Source organism: Streptomyces sp. NPDC008086 (assembly GCF_042957325.1).
In the GTDB taxonomy this organism is placed as follows: domain Bacteria; phylum Actinomycetota; class Actinomycetes; order Streptomycetales; family Streptomycetaceae; genus Streptomyces.
In genome coordinates this window covers 342453-361590 of record NZ_JBIBIA010000006.1, presented here as the reverse complement: position 1 = coordinate 361590, position 19138 = coordinate 342453, and the positions used below count along the sequence as shown (strand labels likewise).

General features: G+C 72.2%; 14 protein-coding genes and 1 pseudogene. 6 read left to right on the top strand and 9 right to left on the bottom strand.

Annotated features, from left to right (window positions below; all coding sequences use genetic code 11):
• Nucleotides 1-2: 2 nt before the first annotated feature.
• Complete coding sequence (locus ACFZBP_RS23010; RefSeq protein ID WP_391415649.1) at nucleotides 3-224, bottom strand: DUF397 domain-containing protein; 222 nt, start codon at nucleotides 222-224, stop codon at nucleotides 3-5.
• Nucleotides 221-3514, bottom strand: coding sequence for a tetratricopeptide repeat protein (locus tag ACFZBP_RS23005; RefSeq protein ID WP_391415647.1), 3294 nt, complete (start codon nucleotides 3512-3514; stop codon nucleotides 221-223). The genes ACFZBP_RS23010 and ACFZBP_RS23005 overlap by 4 nt, the downstream gene beginning before the upstream one ends.
• Nucleotides 3515-3826: 312 nt before the next feature.
• Here ACFZBP_RS23005 and ACFZBP_RS23000 point away from each other — a divergent pair, with 312 nt between their 5' ends.
• Both ACFZBP_RS23000 and ACFZBP_RS22995 read left to right on the top strand, forming a co-directional pair.
• On the top strand, nucleotides 3827-4636 hold the full coding sequence (locus ACFZBP_RS23000) for a pentapeptide repeat-containing protein (RefSeq protein ID WP_391415645.1): 810 nt from the start codon (nucleotides 3827-3829) through the stop codon (nucleotides 4634-4636).
• A gap of 62 nt (nucleotides 4637-4698) precedes the next feature.
• Nucleotides 4699-5187 (top strand): DUF2165 family protein, encoded by a 489-nt coding sequence (locus ACFZBP_RS22995; protein WP_391415644.1) that lies wholly within the window; start codon nucleotides 4699-4701, stop codon nucleotides 5185-5187.
• 10 nt (nucleotides 5188-5197) lie between these two features.
• Here ACFZBP_RS22995 and ACFZBP_RS22990 read toward each other — a convergent pair whose 3' ends face one another.
• The 4 genes from ACFZBP_RS22990 to ACFZBP_RS22975 form a co-directional block, all read right to left on the bottom strand.
• Complete coding sequence (locus ACFZBP_RS22990; protein ID WP_391415642.1) at nucleotides 5198-6373, bottom strand: DUF418 domain-containing protein; 1176 nt, start codon at nucleotides 6371-6373, stop codon at nucleotides 5198-5200.
• Between the two features lie 110 nt (nucleotides 6374-6483).
• Nucleotides 6484-7047: a hypothetical protein gene (locus ACFZBP_RS22985; RefSeq protein WP_383447651.1), complete on the bottom strand. Its 564-nt coding sequence runs from the start codon at nucleotides 7045-7047 to the stop codon at nucleotides 6484-6486.
• A 78-nt stretch (nucleotides 7048-7125) separates the two neighbouring features.
• Nucleotides 7126-9711: a bifunctional FO biosynthesis protein CofGH gene (locus ACFZBP_RS22980; RefSeq protein WP_391415639.1), complete on the bottom strand. Its 2586-nt coding sequence runs from the start codon at nucleotides 9709-9711 to the stop codon at nucleotides 7126-7128.
• 132 nt (nucleotides 9712-9843) lie between these two features.
• Complete coding sequence (locus ACFZBP_RS22975) at nucleotides 9844-10692, bottom strand: LLM class F420-dependent oxidoreductase (protein ID WP_383447645.1); 849 nt, start codon at nucleotides 10690-10692, stop codon at nucleotides 9844-9846.
• Between the two features lie 197 nt (nucleotides 10693-10889).
• Here ACFZBP_RS22975 and ACFZBP_RS22970 point away from each other — a divergent pair, with 197 nt between their 5' ends.
• On the top strand, nucleotides 10890-12446 hold the full coding sequence (locus tag ACFZBP_RS22970; protein WP_391415637.1) for a CehA/McbA family metallohydrolase: 1557 nt from the start codon (nucleotides 10890-10892) through the stop codon (nucleotides 12444-12446).
• Here ACFZBP_RS22970 and ACFZBP_RS22965 read toward each other — a convergent pair.
• Nucleotides 12443-13269 (bottom strand): annotated as a pseudogene (locus tag ACFZBP_RS22965) (endonuclease/exonuclease/phosphatase family protein). The gene ACFZBP_RS22970 and the pseudogene ACFZBP_RS22965 sit on opposite strands and share 4 nt — an antisense overlap.
• Nucleotides 13270-13381: 112 nt before the next feature.
• On the opposite strand from ACFZBP_RS22965, the gene ACFZBP_RS22960 reads away from it, so the two are divergent.
• The 3 genes from ACFZBP_RS22960 (at nucleotide 13382) to ACFZBP_RS22950 (ending at nucleotide 15773) form a co-directional block, all read left to right on the top strand.
• Complete coding sequence (locus ACFZBP_RS22960) at nucleotides 13382-13774, top strand: nitroreductase/quinone reductase family protein (RefSeq protein WP_391415634.1); 393 nt, start codon at nucleotides 13382-13384, stop codon at nucleotides 13772-13774.
• Nucleotides 13775-13911: 137 nt separating this feature from the next.
• Complete coding sequence (locus tag ACFZBP_RS22955) at nucleotides 13912-14184, top strand: hypothetical protein (protein WP_391415632.1); 273 nt, start codon at nucleotides 13912-13914, stop codon at nucleotides 14182-14184.
• Nucleotides 14181-15773, top strand: coding sequence for a hypothetical protein (locus tag ACFZBP_RS22950; RefSeq protein WP_391415630.1), 1593 nt, complete (start codon nucleotides 14181-14183; stop codon nucleotides 15771-15773). Before ACFZBP_RS22955 ends, ACFZBP_RS22950 begins: the two co-directional genes overlap by 4 nt.
• Nucleotides 15774-15819: 46 nt before the next feature.
• Here ACFZBP_RS22950 and ACFZBP_RS22945 read toward each other — a convergent pair whose 3' ends face one another.
• On the bottom strand, nucleotides 15820-17316 hold the full coding sequence (locus ACFZBP_RS22945) for an aldehyde dehydrogenase family protein (RefSeq protein ID WP_391415628.1): 1497 nt from the start codon (nucleotides 17314-17316) through the stop codon (nucleotides 15820-15822).
• A complete protein-coding gene (locus ACFZBP_RS22940) occupies nucleotides 17313-19043 on the bottom strand; it encodes an amidohydrolase family protein (protein ID WP_391415626.1) in 1731 nt (576 codons plus the stop codon). Before ACFZBP_RS22940 ends, ACFZBP_RS22945 begins: the two co-directional genes overlap by 4 nt.
• Between the last annotated feature and the right edge of the window lie 95 nt (nucleotides 19044-19138).

Below are 19138 nucleotides of genomic sequence, written 5' to 3'. Positions count from 1 at the left end.
GGTCACACGGTGCCGAACTCGCCCTGCTGGACAGCGGTGACGAACGACGACCATGCGGACGGTACGAAGGTGAGCGCCGGGCCGTCCGAGACCTTGCTGTCGCGGACGGGGAGGGTGCCGGAGGGGGCGTAGGACGGAGCCCACTCAACACAGTTGCCGCCCCCGTTACCGCTGTAGCTCGACTTGACCCACTCCACTGGGGAGAGGTCAGGGGTTCTGCTCATTCCGCGTAACGCGCCCGCGTCGCGTCCCTCGCCTCCGCAACCCTCGTCAAGCGCGACGTGACCTCCGCGTGGTCCACGTCGGGGCACTGGAGGAGTTCCGCGAGGGTGAAGGCGACGTAGGCCAACTCGTCCCACGCAGGGCCCATGGCCAGGAGATCCGTCAGGCCCTGGTCGGCCTCGGGCCAGGACGACAGGGCGCAGTTGATGAAGCAGCGGCCCTGGGCGCGCTCCGAATCGCCGAGGTCGTCGTCCTCCAGGGCAATGGTGGACAGTTCGCGCCAGAGGGGTTCGGCGGTACGTAGGCCCTCGGCGCGGCTGAGGGTCAGGGCCAGGTGGAAGGTGCCGGGCAGTGGCTCTGAGGCGCGTAGGCGCTCGGACACCTCTCGGGCCTCGGGCCAGTTCTCGTTGTGGCGGTGGAGCATCACCCGCATGTCGTCCAGGCCGTCTTCGGGGTCCGCCGGGGTGGCCAGGCGGGTTGCCGCCTCGTCCCAGCGGGCGGTCAGGAGCAGGAGGCCTATGGCCTCGTTCGCGGCCCAGGTCGTTTCCGGGCACAGTGCCACGGAGCGGTCGAGGTCGGCCAGGGCCTGTTCGGTGCGGCCCATCGCCAGGCGGGTTTCCGCCCGGCGGCTGTAGGCCCAGCCGTAGTCCGGGTTGATCGTCAGCGCGCGGTCGAGGCACCGGAGCGCTTCCTCGTAGGCTTTCCGAGCGTGCTCCGTCGCGCCCAAGGACGCCCACGCGTAGTCGTACTCCGGGTCCTGCTCCACCGCCCGGACGAACGCCGCCCGTGCCTCGTCGTAGTGGCCCGCGAGGCGGTACGCCGAGCCCAGTTCCGCCGCTGCCCAGCCGTCCTCGGAGTCGACCTCCGCGGCTCGGCGCAAATCCTCGAACCTGCCGTCCTGGTCGCCCAGTCGGTCCCGTACCTGGGCCCGGATGACCAGGGCCCAGGAGTAGTCGGGGAGCACTTCTACGGCACGGCTGAGGTCCGTCAACGCCTCCTCGTGGCGGCCCAGTTCGTGGCAGGCCTGGCCTCGGCTCGCGAGGGCCGAGCCGTAGTCGGGCTTGAGGGTGACGGCCCGGCCGAGTTCGGTGACGGCCTCCTCGAAGCGGCCCGCCCGCCGGTAGGCGTCCCCGCGTTCGGATGCCAGCCACGGGGAGTCGGGGTCGATGCCCACCGCGCGGTCGAAGTCCTCGAACGCCTCGTCCCACTCGCCCCGGAACCCATGCAGCCTGCCCCTGCGCACGAGCGGCCACAGGTACTCCCCGTCGAGCCGCACCGCCTCGTCGAAGTCAGCGAGGGCCGCGTCGTACTGCTTGAGTTCCTGTCGGCACACCGCCCGCCCCGCCAGGTACTCCGGATCGGTCGGGTCGAGGGCGATGGCACGGCCGAAGTCGGCGATGGCCTCCTCGAAACGGCCGGCGAGACGGCAGGTCTCCGCGCGCTCCCCGATCATCAAGTCATCGTCGGGTGCCAGCTCGATCGCGGTGTCGAACGCGGCCAGCGCCGCCGGGAAGTCACCGAGGGACCGCAGGGCGAGGCCGCGACTGGAGTGGGCCTGTGCCTGCGTCGGATCAAGTTCGATCACCCGATCGAGGTCGGCCAGGGACTGCTGGTACTTCCCCTCGCGGCGCAGTTCCCGCGCCCGGAAAAGATGCGCCACTGCCCGCCCTTGCCGGTCAAGCCCGGGCCGGGACAGGACCAGGTCCGCCACCCCGGCCATCGCGGTCGCGTCGTGCGTGAGCGCCTCGCGCAGCAGCGGGGCCCACTCGCGCAGGGCGGGATCGTCCGTCGCGTCGCCCGCCTCCGCCATCATCCGCGCCCAGCGGCGGCCGACCACCACATCGACGGCGCAGGCCCAGACCAGGTCCCGCAGGGCCGCGGCGAGCGCGGTGCGGGGCCGGGCGCACAGCGCGTGGTACGTCTCCTCCAGGCGCAGCTCGCGCCAGGGCTCGTCCACCCATTCCCGGGTGGGGCGCAGCCCGCTCCCCGCCTCCTCGCGCCAGCGGCTGAAGACCCCCGCGAGCCTCTCGTGGCGCTCCGTCCAACTGCGCGGTGAGCGCCGCCGCTGCAGCCGTAGCATCGGCTCGCGCACCAGGTCGTGGTAGCGCAGCCGGTCCCCGCGGTCGTCCACGAACGCGAGGTGGCGCAGCCAGCCGAAGAGGGTGTCGACCTGGTCGTCGGGGCATTCCACGACCGCCCGGAAGACATCCACGTCGACCCGCCGGGGCAGCGCGCAGGTCAGGGCGACGGCCTGGCGCGCGGGGTCCTGCTCCCACTTCAGGAAGCGTTCCACGGCGGTGGCGCTGGGGTCGCCGATGTCGTCGGGCCCTGTGGGGCGCTGCTCGGCCAGGGTCGAGACGAGTACGGGCAGTCCGCCGGTGAGGCGGAGCACCTCCGCCACCACCGGCTCGGCGACGACGCCCCGGTCCGCGAGCAGGCCGCGCGCCTCGGTTTCAGTGAACGGGCCGAGCCGGATGTCGGTCATGAAGTCGGCGAAGCCGCCCCAGCGGGCGGTGTCGAAGAGGTGCTGTCCTGCGGTGACCACGACGACGGTGGCGGGCAACGCGCCGTGCCGGTCGGTGGTCATCACCTCGTGCAGCCAGGCGTCGAGATATGGCCCTGTGCGTTCGTACGTGTCGAAGAACAGGACGATCCACGGCGCCGTCGACGCCGCCTCGGCCAGCTCGGTGAGGAGTACGGGGGTGAGCACCCGCTCCGGGGACAGCACCAGCTGCACATCGTCCTGGTTGCGGAAGCGGGCGCTGAGCCCCGCCCGCAACCGGTCTGCTCCCTGGGCGAGTTGGGCCGCGTCCAGCGCGCCCGCGAAGGCGCCGACACCCGGCACCATGCCGAGCCCCACCAACCCGGCCCGCATCACCGCCGTGGTACCGGCCGACGGGCTCTCCGGAGCCATTGCCGCGACAGCGGCCTCCGCCTCGTGCCGGCGCTCCCGATGGGCGGCGAGCGAGCGGTCCAGCTCCTTGAACCTGCGGCCCTGCGCCGCGAACTGACGGCTGATCGCGTCCATCGCCTCCGGCACACTGCCGACGGTCTCGTCCACGTACGCGGTGAGCGCGCCCTTCTCCCGGGCCAGTTGCTCCAGCTCGCGCACCAGGAACGTCTTCCCGACCCCCGCGGTGCCGTGCACATGGAACAGGAACCGGTGCCGCTCGTCCTCCGGCGCCAGGTCGAAGTTCTCCCGGAAGGCGGCCCGTTCGGCCCCCCGCCCCACGAAACCGGCGCGCCCGCGCTGCCGTATCAGCTCCTGCATCGACGGCCGAGCCTGCGCCATCCCACGTCTCCCTCACGTCCACCGACCGGCACCCCCTCATTCTGCGCCAACACCCGGAGGTGGGGGTCCTGTGAAGCACGCCAACGCCCTTTGTTCCTGGGGTCGCTGTCGGATCAAATGGCAGTCATGACCACTGGTACACCGCGTGCGGGGGCACGGAGCCGCCAGCTTCGGCGGATCGCGGAGCGGCGGACTGACGCACGGCAGCCGACGGGCGGACAACGTCCCAGGGCTCCGCTCGGGGCCCGGCGACCAGGGCAGCGGAACAGGGCGCCGCAGCGGGCCGGCGGTTTCCCGGGGACGCCGGGTGACGTGCCCGGGGGGCCTCGGGGGCACTGGGCCGTTCTTCTCGCGGCGGTCCTCCCCGGCGTCGCGGCAGTCGCCACGCTGGTCTTCACCTGGGTGTCCGTGATCCAGGTCTCCGAAGAGCTGACGATCTCCGAGCAGGGGCAGATCGCGGACCGGCTCGACAAGGCCATGGAACGCCTGGACGACGGGTCCGCCAACATCCGCAGAGGTGCGATCTTCTCGCTCCAGGGCATCATGGAGGACTCTCCGCGGCAGCAGCCGACCGTGATCGCCACGCTGTCCGAGTACATCCGCAGCCGCGCCACCAAGAAGCCCGCCGCCAAGACCGACAAGGCTCCCGACATCCAGGCGGCCCTGTCCGTGCTCGGCCAGCGCGACCCCACCCACGACGGTGACCGCCCCCTCGACCTCAGAGGCGTCCAGCTGGCAGGTGTCGATCTGCACGGGGCGGACCTGAGCCGGGCGAACCTCGCCGGCGCGGTCCTCTCCCACGGCAACCTGGCGGACACGAACCTGTCCGGAGCGGACCTTCACGGTGCCTCGCTGAGCGGGACGGTTCTGACGCATGCCGACCTGACCGGAGCGAACCTGCGCGGTACCGTCCTCAGCGACGCCGTGCTGACCGGGGCGAACCTCTCCGACGCACGTCTCCAGCGGACGGACCTGCGGGAGGCGGACCTGACGGACGTGACGCTGGAGGGCGCGGACCTGACCGGCGTGCGCCGCCCGGAAGGTGACCTGCCGACGTCGAGCCCGAGCCCGAGCCCCGATTCCCCCTCCGCTTCCAGGCCGGCTCCCGCTCCCGCCGCCTGACTTCCGCACGGAACTGGCTCAATGGGTTCCCGCCCCCCGGCCCAGTACGGAAAATGATCTGCATGACCACACCCCCACGCACCGCACTCCACCTGGCCGCCACCCTCCTCACCGGCACCGTGGCCCTCTACATATCCCTCGTGGCCTTCGGCAACATCACCGACTTCGGGACGAACCAGCAGTTCGTGCAGCACGTCCTGGCCATGGACACCACGTTCAAGGACGAGGACCTGATGTGGAGAGCCATCACCAGCAAGGGACTTCAGAACGCCGCATACGTCGCGATCATCGTCTGGGAGACCGTCGCCGCGCTCGTGCTGATATACGGCACCTGGCTGTGGGCCCGGGGCGACCAGGCCCGGGCGCGCCGCTTCTCCACCTACGGCCTGCTGATGCTGATGCTTCTCTTCGGCGCCGGGTTCATCGCCATCGGCGGTGAGTGGTTCTCCATGTGGCAGTCGGGGGACTGGAACGGACTGGACGCCGCGACGCGAGTGTTCCTGTTCAGTGGCGTCGTGCTGATCGTCAACCACCTCCCGAGGGACAGCTGACGCCGACGCTTCAGTGGCGCAGCGCCCACTTCTGGACAGCCTCCAGCGGGCCCGTCGAGAAGCGCCTGAGCCACAGGGTCGAGCCCGCCATCAGGACCGCGCAGACCGTGGCCCACAGACCCACGACCCACCAGGGACCCGTGTCGCCGAGCCGTTCCGCCAGGCCCAGGCCGATGCCGTACGAGACGAGGACGCAGAGCGCGTTCTGCAGGACGTAGCCGGACAGGGCGGTGCGGCCGACGGAGGTCAGGCCCGTCATGAGCGGGCCCGGCCTCCGTACCCGGTCCACCAGGGCACCGATCAGGCCGATGTACCCGAGGGCCAGCAGCGGGGCGGCACCGTAGCGGGCCAGGAGGAAGAAGTCCGGGCCGGCCAGGGTCGCCGCCGCGTTGAGGGGCAGGCCGAGGCCGAGGCCCCAGGCCAGGAGGCGGGAGCGCAGTCGGCGGCCCGTCTCGTCCGCGCCGAAGGCCCCGGCCCGGAACAGCCGGACGCCCAGCAGGAAGAGGAAGAGCAGGAGGAAGAAGGTCAGGACCGGCTCCATGCGGAGCGCGAGCGCGTTCTCCAGACGGAAGTTGATCTGGTCCAGGTAGCCGCCGTGCGCGTACAGATCCACGACCTCTGCGGAGACACCGCCGCCCTCGCCGCCGTCCTCGCCTCCGGCCGTCGCCAGGGCGGCCGTCAGCAGGGCCATGAACGTGAGATGGAGGCCCGCCGCCCACCACATCACCCGCCGCTGCGCCCGCTCCGAGCGGGTCAGCAGCCAGGCCACGAGGAGCGCGGTGACGGCGTATCCCATCAGTACGTCCCAGGCGAAGACCAGCACGAAGTGCACGGTGCCCTCGGCGAACAGGAACAGCGCCCGCCACCGGTAGCGGCCCGGCCACGGCTGCCCGCGCCGCGCCGCCGAGGCGTACTGGATGGCCAGACCGACGCCGAACAGGATCGTCAGCAGCGACAGGAACTTGCCGTTCGCCAGCACGCTGAAGACCGTCTCGACGGCTCCCGTGTCCGTACCGGCCTCAAGGGCGCCCCACTCCGCGCCGGGCCCGGTGAAGATCCATACGTTCGTCATGAGCGTGCCCAGGATGGCCGCCCCGCGCAGGACGTCGAGGAGGGGCAGTCGTCGTCCGGTGGGCGGGGTCTCCTGGGCGGGCCGCGGGGCCAGCTCGTCCGTGGGCTGCGTCATGTACTCATCGTCACGACGGTCACGCCCCGAATCGTCATGAGCGAAGCCGATCCTGCGGTACATCGAAAGATGCAGCGAGCCCACGGCCTGCTGGACCCGCCCCACTCGGCCTACTTGACCACGACCACCGGCGTGCCCGTCTCCCCGAACGTCCACAGCGCCTCGCCGTCGGCCGCCCGCGTGCGGACCCCGCCGGTCTGCTTGCCCTCGGCGGGCGGGGGCGAGGAGCCGTCCACGGCGTTGGAGAAGGCGATGGAGACGCCGGACCTGGCGGCGAAGTAGATGATGTTCTCGATCTGCACGCCGTCCGAGCCCGTCGTGGCCATGGTGCGTGACGACACCGCGTATGTGCCGGGGTCCGGGCTCACCGTGCCCGGCCAGACGGTGAAGGTACGGCGGGCCGCGTCGCTCGCGTCGACCAGCCACACCCGCTTCTGGCCGAGGGAGTACACCACCCGGCGCCCCGTGCCCGAACCGTCCGGCACGGCGGTGGACTCGGCGGACTTCGACGGGGCGGGGCTCGCGCCCGGCGACGCCGACGCGCTCGGGCGGGCCGCCGCCGTGGCCGTCGGATGCGGCCCCTTGTCGGCCTGCACGGCGAGGACGGTGACGGCGGCTATCGCTCCCACCGTCAGACCGGTCACCCAGACCTTGGGAGCAGGCACGGCACGCATCTCCTCAGCTGCACAAGCTACGGGAACCCCTCCAGCGGGGGTCGGATCATCGTACCGACCCCCGTGGGGCGGACTTCCTCAGTCCAGCACCGGCAGCAGCTCCGGCAGATGCCCGTCCGAGGCCGCCGCCGCCCGCTGCCGCTCCTCCGGGACCTCGCCGTACAGGGTCGTGCGGGGCTTCGCCGGACGCCCGGCCGCCTCGGCGACGGCCACCAGGTCTCGTACCGACTTGTAGGAGCCGTACGACGAACCCGCCATCCGCGAGATCGTCTCCTCCATCAGCGTGCCGCCCAGGTCGTTGGCGCCGGAGCGGAGCATCTCCGCCGCGCCCTCCGTGCCCAGTTTGACCCAGCTGGTCTGGATGTTGGGGATGTACGGGTGGAGGAGGAGGCGGGCCATGGCCGTCACCGCGCGGTTGTCGCGGATCGTCGGGCCGGGGCGGGCGATGCCGGCCAGGTAGACCGGGGCGTTGGTGTGGATGAAGGGGAGGGTCACGAACTCCGTGAAGCCGCCGGTGCGTTGCTGGATGCCGGCCAGGGTGCGCAGGTGGCCGAGCCAGTGGCGGGGCTGGTCGACATGGCCGTACATCATCGTCGACGAGGAGCGGATGCCGAGCTCGTGCGCGGTCGTCACCACCTCGATCCACGTCGCCGTCGGCAGCTTGCCCTTGGTCAGGACCCAGCGGACCTCGTCGTCGAGGATCTCGGCGGCGGTGCCGGGAATGGAGTCCAGGCCGGCCTCCTTCGCGGCGCTCAGCCACTCCCTGATCGACATGCCGGTGCGGGTGGCGCCGTTGACGACCTCCATCGGGGAGAAGGCGTGGACGTGCATGCCGGGCACGCGCTCCTTCACGGCCTTCGCGATGTCGAAGTACGCCGTCCCGGGCAGGTCCGGGTGGATGCCGCCCTGCATGCAGACCTCCACCGCGCCCACCTCCCACGCCTGTTGGGCGCGGTCGGCGACCTGGTCCAGGGAGAGGGTGTAGGCGTCGGCGTCGGTGCGGCGCTGGGCGAAGGCGCAGAAGCGGCAGCCGGTGTAGCAGACGTTGGTGAAGTTGATGTTCCGGGTGACGATGTACGTGACGTCGTCGCCGACCACGGACTTGCGGACGTCGTCCGCCACCCCGCACAGCGCGTCCAGCGCCGGGCCGTCCGCGTGCAGCAGGGCCAGCGCCTCGGCGTCGGTCAGCCGGGTCGGGTCGTCGGCGGCGACCCGGAGCGCCTGGCGGACGTCGGTGTCGATGCGCTCGGGCGCCATCCCCGGCGCCGCGGCCTCGCGCAGGGCGCCCCAGTCGCCGTACACCACGTCGAAGTCGTCGCGCCGGTCGGACGTACGGCCCTCGGTGTCGATGGTGGAGTGCAGATCCGTACGGCCGGACGCGACGAAGGCCTCCTCCGGCTCCTGCCACGGGTGGCCCTCGACGACCGCGTCCGCACGCGCGAGGCCCGTCTCCGGGTCGGCGAGCGCCCGGACGTGCGGAAGCAGCCGGGGGTCCAGCCAGGGTTCACCGCGCTGCACGAACTCCGGGTAGACGCACAGCCGTTCCCGCAGCTCGAAGCCTGCGGCCGCCGAGCGCTCGGCGAGTTCCTCGATCTGCGGCCAGGGGCGTTCGGGGTTGACGTGGTCGATGGTCAGCGGGGAGACGCCGCCCCAGTCGTCTATGCCGGCCCGGATCAGCCGCTCGTACTCGGAGTCGACGAGGTTGGGCGGTGCCTGGAGGCAGGCGCTCGGGCCCATGATGTGCCGGGCGACGGCCACCGTGGCGACCAGCTCGTCGAGTTCGGCGTCCGGCATGCCGCGCATCGCGGTGTCCGGCTTGGCGCGGAAGTTCTGGATGATCAGTTCCTGGATGCCGTGGTAGGCCCGGGCGACCTTCCGCAGCGCGAAGAGGGACTCGGCCCGCTCCTCGTACGTCTCGCCGATGCCGATGAGGATCCCGGAGGTGAAGGGCACGGAGGAACGGCCCGCGTCCTCCAGCACCCGCAGCCGTACGGCGGGTTCCTTGTCCGGGGAGCCGTGGTGGGGGCCGCCGGGCTCGGACCACAGACGGGTCGCGGTCGTCTCCAGCATCATGCCCATCGACGGGGCGACCGGCTTCAGACGCTGGAAGTCGGTCCAGGTCATGACGCCCGGGTTGAGGTGGGGCAGCAGGCCCGTCTCCTCCAGGATGCGGATGGAGATGGCGCGGACGTAGGCGATGGTGTCGTCGTAGCCGTGCGCGTCGAGCCACTCCCGTGCCTCGGGCCAGCGGTCCTCGGGCTTGTCGCCGAGGGTGATGAGGGCTTCCTTGCAGCCGAGGGCGGCACCCTTGCGGGCGATGTCGAGGACCTCGTCCGGCGACATGAACATCCCGTGGCCCGCGCGGCGCAGCTTGCCGGGGACGGTGACGAAGGTGCAGTAGTGGCATTTGTCACGGCACAGCCGGGTGAGGGGGATGAAGACGCTCTTCGAGTACGTGATGACGCCGGGACGCTCCGCTTGTTCGAGGCCGGCGTCTCGTACGCGACCGGCGGACGCGACGAGGTCGTCCAGGGCCTCGCCGCGGGCCTGCAGCAGTACGGCGGCCTCGGCGACATCGAGGGCGACGCCGTCCCGGGCGCGTTTGAGGGCGCGACGCATGGAGTTCTCGGTGGGGCCGGTTCCGGGGGTCGCAGGAGTCGTCATTCCTTGAGCATACGTTCGAGGCTTGCGAGGTCGGGGGTGGTTCGGGGTGGTGCTGTGCATGGCCGGGTGCGGGTGCGTTGTGGCTGGTCGCGCAGTTCCCCGCGTCCCTTAGGGGACTGCCAGGACGCCTGATTACACGTACTCGGCGTACTCGTCCAGGACGCGCAGCACCTCCATCTCCCCCGCCGGCGGTAGCTGCACCACAACCTCCTCGATGCCCAGCTCGGCATAGTGCGCGAGCTTCCCCGCGCTGGGATACACCGCGTACGGCACCACCTGGAGAGCGTTCGGATCACGCCCGGCGTCCACCCAGGCGGACCGGAGCACAGGCAGGGTTTCGGACAGTCCGCGGCCGCCGATCGGCATCCAGCCGTCCGCGTACTCGCTGATGTGAGCGAAGAGTTTCGGACCGGCTGCCCCGCCGATCAGCGTGCGGGGCCCGTTGACCTTCGGGCCGCGCGGCTTCTGCACCGGCTTGGGGAAGGCGTAGCTGGCCCGGACACCGCCGAACTCGCCCTCGTACGCCGTGGGTTCGTCCGTCCACAGTGCTCGCATCAGGGCCATCCGGTCGCGGACCAGTTCCCGCCGGGTCCGCCAGTCCACGCCGTGGTCGGCGGCCTCCTCCACGTTCCAGCCGAAGCCGAGGCCGAGGGTGAAACGGCCGCCGGAGAGGTGGTCCAGGGTGGCGATCTGCTTGGCCAGGTCGACCGGGTCGTGCTGGGCGACCAGGGTGATGCCGGTGCCGAGGCCGAGGCGTTCGGTGACGGCGGCGGCCTGGCCGAGGGCGACGAAGGGGTCGAGGGTGCGGCCGTACTCGGGCGGCAGGTCGCCGCCGGCCGGGTACGGGGTGGTCCGCTCGACGGGGATGTGGGTGTGCTCGGGCAGGTACAGCCCGGCGAACCCGCGCCGCTCCAGCTCACGGGCGAGCCGGATCGGGGTGATGGTCTCGTCGGTGAGGAAGATCGTGACGGAGATGCGCATGACTGCATCTGTACCGCGCGACCGCCCCGATGTCCATACCGACCGGTCGGCACAGATTTCACGTCTACCGGTCGGCTGCCGATTGTCTGCCGATTCCCTTCCCTTGCACGGCAGTTCACGGCTGAATACGAGAGTTGCACGCACCACCACTGCACCACCCACGCCCTGTCACTCACGACGACCTGGGGAGCAGCAGCATGTGCGAGGACGATCACGCGGGCCCCGCGGACCACACGGGCGGCCACGCCGGCCTGGGAAGACGCGCGCTGTTCGTGACGGGCGCGGCCGCCGCGCTTACGTTGGGAAGCGTGACCTTCGCCAGTGGCGCCGACGACACCCGGGACGCGCGGACCCGCACGGTGCGGGGCACCCTGCCGCCCGGGTCCCCCGACTTCGTGTACCTGCCGGTCGAAGTGCCGGACGGGGTGCGGGAGATCAAGGTCTCCTACAGCTACGAGAAGCCGTCCGTCCCGGCCGGCACCCCGGGCAACGCCCTCGACATCGGCATCTTCGACTGGCGCGGTACCGAACTCGGCGGCCGCGGTTTCCGGGGCTGGTCGGGCGGGGCGCGCACGGAGTTCTTCATCCGGGCGGACGAGGCGACGCCGGGGTACGTGCCGGGCCCGGTCCGCGAGGGCACGTGGCACATCGCGCTGGGCCCCTACACGGTGGCGCCGCAGGGGCTGCCGTACGAGGTCACCGTCACGCTGACGTACGGCGAGCCCGGCGAGGCCGTGGAGCCGACGTACCCGCCGGACCGGGCGAAGGGCCGGGGCCGGGCCTGGTACCGGGGCGACTGCCATCTGCACTCCTGGTTCTCCGACGGCCGCCGCACGCCGGCCGAGATCGCGGCGCTGGCGCGGGCGGCGGGGCTGGACTTCATCAACAGCTCGGAGCACAACACGCACTCGGCGCACGCGCACTGGGCGGACCTGGCCGGCGACGACCTCCTGATCATGCTGGGCGAGGAGGTCACGACCCGCAACGGTCATGTGGTGGCGCTCGGCACCGAACCCGGCACCTTCGTGGACTGGCGCTACCGGGCCCGGGACAACCGCTTCGGCCGGTTCGCCCGGCAGATCCGCAAGGCCGGCGGCCTCGTCGTGCCCGCCCACCCGCACGCCACCTGCGTCGGCTGCAACTGGAAGTTCGGCTTCGGCGAGGCGGACGCGGTCGAGGTGTGGAACGGGCCGTACACGCCGGACGACGAGGTGACCCTGGCCGACTGGGACAGCATGCTGGTGGCCTCGGTGCGGGAGGGCCGTGACTGGATCCCGGCCATGGGCAACAGCGACGCCCACCGCGACCCGGACCCGGTCGGCAGCCCGCAGACGGTGGTCCTGGCCGACGACCTGACCCGCGAGGCGATCCAGGAGGGCATCAAGGCGGGCCGGTCGTACGTGGCCGAGTCGAAGAACGTCTCCCTGAACTTCGGCGTGTCCGGCGCCAAGGGCGAGCACGCCGGCATCGGCGAACGCCTCAAGGCCGACCGCGACACCCCGGTGACGGTCCGCCTGGAGGCCTCGGGCGCCCCCCGCTGCACGGTCCGCTTCGTCACCGACCAGGGCGTCCTGTTCACCAGCCCACCGCTGCCGGTGGCCGGCTCGGGTGTCGTGGAGTGGCGTACGACACCCTCGTACGCTGCCTACGTCCGGGCGGAGCTGCGGCACGAGGCGGCGGCGGGACCGCGGCCGGGGGCGTTGGCGGCGTTCACGAACCCGATCTTCCTGGGACGTCAGGCCGACCGGGCCTAGGTGCCCGGGGCCTCCAGGTCCGCCACCACCGCCGCGTGGTCCGACGGCCACACCCCGTCGACCGGGCCGGCCCCGGCCCGGCGTACCGTTCGCACGGTGCCGGTGCCGTCGGGGCCGGTCGGGGCGCCGACGTGGATGTAGTCGATGCGGGCAGCGGGACCGAGGCCGGGGTGGACGTACGGGTTGGTGTGGTCCCAGGTGGCGGACGGGGTGGCCGGGTCGGCGTACTCCCACGCGTCGTGGAAGACCTGGCCGGGTACGGCGGGCGCGGTGCGGGTGCCGCCGAACAGGCGGATCTCGTCCGAGTCGGGCCGGGCGTTGAAGTCGCCGGTGACGACGGGCGGGAAGTCGGTGCCGGTGCGGTGGGCGGCGACGAACTCGGCGAGCGCGGTGACCTGTCGGCAGCGTACCGCCGAGGCGTGCGTCGCGGACGTCAAGTGAGCGGTGAAGAACGGCACTTGGCCGCCCGGCGTGTCCAGGCGGGTGTAGAGGGCGAGCCGGCCGTCGTCGAGCTCCTCGGGGACCGGCAGGCGCAGCACCTCCCGCCGCACGACCGGCCAGCGGCTCAGCACGGCGTTGCCGATGTCGACCCCGGGCTCCCCGATCCGCCGCCGCCAGCGCTCGGGGCGGGCGAGGGCGCCCAGGTCCAGTGCAGACCGAGCTCGTCGGCCAGCCACGCGGCGAGGTTCTCGCCGCCCGCGGCCCACACCTCCTGGAGGCCGACGACATCGGGCCGCAGGTCCCGCAGGACGGCGAGGACGGCCTTCTGCCGCTCGGCCCAGGGGCCGAACCGCCACCACAGGTTCCAGGTCACCACGCGCATGGGCACCGTCTCTCGCAGAGGGAACCGTTCGGGGTTCCGCCATTCGTTCGATCCCGCGTGAGAGACATTGAAGAGCATCACCGCCGCCACGAGACGGGAGACCCGACAAACCATGCCCCGCAGCCCCGAGACCAAGTACCGCGTCGTCACCGCGCTCCAGCGCCGCCTCAACGCCGTCATGCGCCGCCTGCCGGCCCACACCCTGCTGGAGACGACGGGCCGCGTCTCCGGCCTGCCCCGCCGCACCCCGGTCGGCGGACGCCGCGTCGGCGACTCGTTCTGGCTGGTCTCCGAGTTCGGCGAGCGCTCCCAGTACGTCCGCAACATCAAGGCGGACCCGCGGGTGCGGGTCCGGCTCCGGGGCCGCTGGCACACCGGCACCGCCCACCTCCTCCCGGACGACGACACCACGGCCCGCCTGCGCGCCCTGCCCCGGCTCAACAGCGCCGCGGTCCGGGTGGTCGGGGTGGGGCAGCTGACGGTGCGGGTGGACCTGGACGGGTGAGCGGTGTCGGTGAGGAACGGTCTGAGGTCAACCAGGTGTGGTGTACGGCTTCTTGACATGCCATCACCCCTTCACTGAAATGAACACCCGACACCGCCGCACCACACACGGGGGCCGCATGTCCGTACGGACCGACGATGATCCGGCTGCCTGACCCGGAGCGCTCCCGCGCCCTCCTCTTCGGCACGGCCACCTACGCGTCCGACGAGTTATCCGACCTGCCGGCCGTGGCCCACGACCTTCAGGACCTGCGCGGCGCCCTGACCTCACCGCTGGGCGCCTTCGCCGCCGAGCACCGTGATGTACTCCTCGATCCGCCCGGCCTGATCCCGCTGTTCGACGCGTTGAACCGCCAGGCCGCCGAGGCCCGGGACAGGCACCGCCCCTGCCTGCACCGCCCCCGCTCATGACCGAGCAAGCGCACGTGTCCCGCGCGCTCGTCCTCGCGGGGACCGCGCACTTCACCAGGAAGGACCTGGCGCAGACGATCCGCGGGAACTGGACGACCGCGGCCGACCTGTTCTTCCGGCGGATGGGCACCGCCACGCAGCCCAGCGAGGGCTGGACCGAACTCCGCTCCTGGCTCCGGCAGTTCAACGATCACCGGACCGATGACGTCGAGGGCCGCATCGTCCTCATCGACCACCGGCTCACCGACCCCGCCCTCCCCCACGACCACAAACTGCTGCACCTGCTCCGCTGGCTCGACCCGGAGGGCCCGGTCGTCCACCGCGGCCGTCCGGTCACCTACCGCACGCTGGCGCGCGCGTGCCTGCGCCCGTACGTCGGCGGAGACAGCGCAGAGGGCGGCTCCAGCGGCGACGAGGAGCTCCTGGAGGAGCTGTCCGGACCGCACCAGCTGCTCGACACCCTGTCCGGGTTCGCCGGGCTCCACCGGCTGGAGGGCGTGCAGCGCGCGTGGGACGAGGCCCTGGCGGCCTGGCGGGCGTCCGAGACCGCTGTCTGGCCGGCCGAGGTGCGGAACTGGGCCGCCGAGGTGGGGCCCGGGGCGCTGCTGGCCGCTCTGCTGCCACCGGAGGACCTGGCCGAGGTGCTGCCCCCGCTGCCGACCGAGGGCCCGCCGGTTCCGTCGACCGGCTGGTACGACCGGCTGCTCGTGGCCGCCGGAGGACGGGAGACCCTGTTCGGCCGGCTGGCGGAGGTCGAGTGGTCCGACCGGGCCCGGCAGGAGGGACGCGCCTGGGCCGGGCGGGAGGAGCAGCGGCGCCGGGCCGAGGAGGAGCAACGCGCGCGGCGGGAGGAGACGGCCCGCCGGGAGAAGGAACGGCGGCTGGCCGAGGAACCGCGGTTGCGGGAGGAGCGGAGGCTCGCCGAGGAGGAACGGCGGCGACGGGGCAGGCAGGCGCAGGAGGAGGAGCAGGAGCGGCAGCGCAGGCTGAGGGAGTGGCGGGCTGCGGAGGCGGTCCGGTTGCGTCCGGCCGCGCGGGCCGGGGCCGTGCTCCGCGCGTTCGCGCTCGGCGCCGTGTGGGCGCTGATCCCCGTCGTGGCCGTCTGGCTCAGCTGGTGGTTCTCCAGCTACGAGTTCGACGCGGCGCAGGTCCTTTCCTGGCTGGCCTGCGTGGTGAGCGCCGCCGCGCTGTACCGGCTGGTCCCGTGCGCCTATCGGCTCGGCGCCGCCTTCCGGCCCCGGCCGCTCGCACCCGCCACCTGGCTGCCGCCGACGCGCGCGGTCCTGGGGACCGGTGCGGTGCTGCTGGTCTACGGCCTGATCGGCGGCGACTCCTCGTCACGGGCGAGCAGGATCAAGGCAGACTCCGACCTCCTCCGCGAGGTGGGCCTGGGCAAGTTCCTCACCTATGTGGGGCAGAACGGCACCAGGGACTCCTTCGGCGACATGCTGGTCGGACTGCTGGCGGTGGCCGCAGCGGCCGGCTGTGTCTGGATCGGCCTGCGGGCCGGCCGCATCACAGCCCGTCGCTGGGAGGAGAAGTTCGCCCGCGCCCAGGAGCAGGCACGCGGGCCCGAGCGACATCAGTGAGCCGGGTCCGGGCCCGCCCCTCGCCGATGAGCCTGGCCCCCCGTGCTCACCCCGGCCACACGATCGCCTGCACCTCGCTGTACGCGTGCAGTGCGTACGACCCGACGTCCCGGCCGACTCCGCTCTTCTTGAACCCCCCGAAGGGCGCCTCCATGTTGCGTCCGACGGTGTTGATCCCGACGCCGCCGGCCCGCAGCCGTCGGGCGACCCGGAAGGCGCGGGACACGTCGCCGGACCAGACGTAGTCGATCAGGCCGTAGTCGGTGTCGTTGGCGAGGGCGATGCCCTCCTCCTCGTCGTCGAAGGGGATGACGCAGACGACGGGTCCGAAGATCTCCTCGCGGGCGACGCGCATGTCGTTGGTGCAGTCGGCGAGGAGGGTGGGGGCGACGTAGAAGCCCTTCTCGTACGGCGGCCGTTCACCACCCGCCACCACCACGGCGCCTTCCTTGCGGCCCGTCTCCACGTACGACTCCACCCGGTCCCGGTGCTCCGCCGAGATCACCGGCCCGACGACCGTGCCCGCCGCACGCGGATCCCCGACCGTCAACCGCCGGGCGTAGACGGCCAGTTGCTCGACGAGCCGGTCGTACACGCCTCGCTGGGCCAGCACCCGCGTGGGGGCCGTGCAGATCTGCCCGCTGTAGAAGGAGAACGTCGTGCCGATCCCGGCCACCGCCGAGCCGACGTCCGCGTCGTCGAAGACGACCGCCGCGCCCTTCCCGCCGAGCTCCATCAGCTGGCGTCTCATGTCCCGCCCGCACACCTCGGCGATGCGCTGCCCGACCGCCGTGGACCCGGTGAAGCTCACCATGTCGACGTCCGGGGAGGAGACGGCCGCCTCGCCGACCTCGACCGCGCGGCCGGAGACGACGTTCACGACACCCGACGGCACGCCCGCGGCCTCCAGCGCCTCCGCCATCCGGTAGACGGACAGGGGATCCTGCGGGGCCGGCTTCACGACGACCGTGTTGCCCATGGCCAGCGCGGGGGCGATCTTGCCGGCCGGGTTGGCCCACGGGTTGTTGTACGAGGTGACGCAGGTGACGACCCCGACGGGCTGGCGGACGGCGAGGGCGCCCATCACGCCGGCCCTCCCCTCCCCCACTGCCTTGAAGGCGTGGGAGGTGCCCCCATGCCCGGCCTCGTTGATCTGCGGCGGGATCGCCCACTCGGCGGGCTCCACGCGCGCGTACCGCCGGAACCGTGCGGCGCCCACCCCCACCTGCATGCCCCGTGCCGTGCCGGTCGTCGCCCCGGTCTCGGCCTGGGCGAGTTCGGCGTACGAGGCGAAACGCTCGCCGATGATCCGCGCCGTACGGTCCAGTACGGCCGCCCGCTCCTCCGGAGTCGTCCGCGACCACGGCCCGAAGGCCTCGCGGGCCGCGGCGCAGGCCGCGTGCACCTGATCCCGCGAGGCCTCCGGAGCCCATCCGACGGTCTCCTCGGAGGCCGGGTCGACGACGCCGTAGTACCCACCCTCCGGCTCCACCCACGAGCCCCCGACGAACAGCCGCTGGCGTCCCACTCCCTCGCGGCTCACCTGGTGGCCACCGTCCTGGTGTCCCGCCCGGACCGCAGCACCCGCCCGGGTACGGCACCGGTCACCACGTCGTCCCGGATCGCCTCGACCCCGTTGACCCACACGGCCCGTACGCCGATCGCCTTGGAGTCCAGCCGGGGGCTGTCACCCGGCAGGTCGTGCACCAGGGTGGCCGTACCGGCGTCGATCCGCTCCGGGTCGAACAGCACCAGGTCGGCATGGAAGCCCTCCGCCACCCTCCCCCGCTCGCGCAGCCCGAACAGCCGCGCCGGATCGTCGGTCAGCATCTTCACGGCCTGCTCGAGCCCCACCAGCTTCCGCCCGCGCAGACAGTCCCCGAGGAACCGGGTCGTGTACGGCGCCCCGCACATCCGGTCCAGATGCGCCCCGGCGTCGGACCCGCCGAGCAGCACGTCCTCGTGCTGCCAGGTCTCGGCGCGCAGGGTCCAGGACGCGGGGTCGTTGTCGGTGGGCATGGGCCACAGGACCGTACGGAGGTCGTCGGCGGCGCAGATCTCCACCAGACACGCGAAGGGCTCCAGCCCCCGCTCGCGCGCGACGTCCTCCACGACCCGCCCGCTCAGGCCGCGGTTCGCCTCGCTGTACGTGTCCCCGATGACGTACCGCCCGAAGTTCGTCAGCCGCCGGAAGACGCCCGCCTCCTTGGAGGTGGCGTGCCGCAGCAGCTCGGCCTGGACGTCCGGTTCGCGCAGCCTCGCGATCCGCTCGGGCACGGGCAGCGCGAGGACCTGGCCCCAGCCGGGGATGAGGTTCAGGGCGCAGAAGGTGCCCAGGGACATGTTCATCGGGGTGAGGATCGGCATGGTGAGGGCCACCACCCGCCCGCCCGCCTTGCGGGCCTGCTCACTCGCGAGCAGTTGCCGAGGCACCCGCTCCGGAACGGCCGAGTCGATGGTCAGCACGTTCCAGTTGAGCGGCCGTCCGGCGGCGGCGCTCATCTCCACGAACAGCTCGATCTCGGCGTCGCTGAACTGGTCCAGACACCCGGCGACGATCGCCTCGATCTGCGTCCCCTCGTGCTCCCCGACGGCCCGCGACAGCGCCAGCAGCTCCTCCGGCCGCGCATGCCGGGAGGCCACCGGCTTCCCGGCGCCGTCGGAGTGACTCGACGACTGGGTGGTGGAGAAGCCCCAGGCCCCGGCGTCCATCGCGTCGTGCAACAACCGCAGCATCGCGTCGAGCTGCTCCCCGCTCGGCTGCCCACCGACCGCCTCGGCCCCCATCACATACCGCCGCAGCGCGCAATGCCCCACCATGAACCCCGCGTTGACCGCGATCCGCCCTTCGAGCGCGTCCAGATACTCCCCGAACGAACTCCAGCTCCAGGGCGCCCCCTCCTCCAGCGCGACCAACGACATCCCCTCGACCTTGGACATCATCCGCCGTGTGTAGTCCGCGTCCTCGGGCCGCCCCGGATTGAGCGGCGCGAGCGTGAACCCGCAGTTCCCGGCGGCCACGGTGGTGACGCCGTGGTTGAGGGAGGGAGTGGCGTACGGGTCCCAGAACAGCTGGGCGTCGTAGTGGGTGTGCGGGTCGACGAACCCGGGGGCGAGGACGAGTCCGGCGGCGTCCTCGCTGCTGCGGGCCTCTTCGGTGACGGTACCGATGACGGCGATACGACCATCGCGTATGCCGACGTCGGCGGTGTACGCGGGTGCGCCGGTCCCGTCAACGACGGTCGCACCCTTGATGACGTGATCAAGCATGGGGGCTCCCTTTTCACCTACGGGGACATGTCCTACCTGAAGGGGCGCGGGGAACTGCGCGACCAGCCCCCACCGCCCGCATCCGCCGACGACGA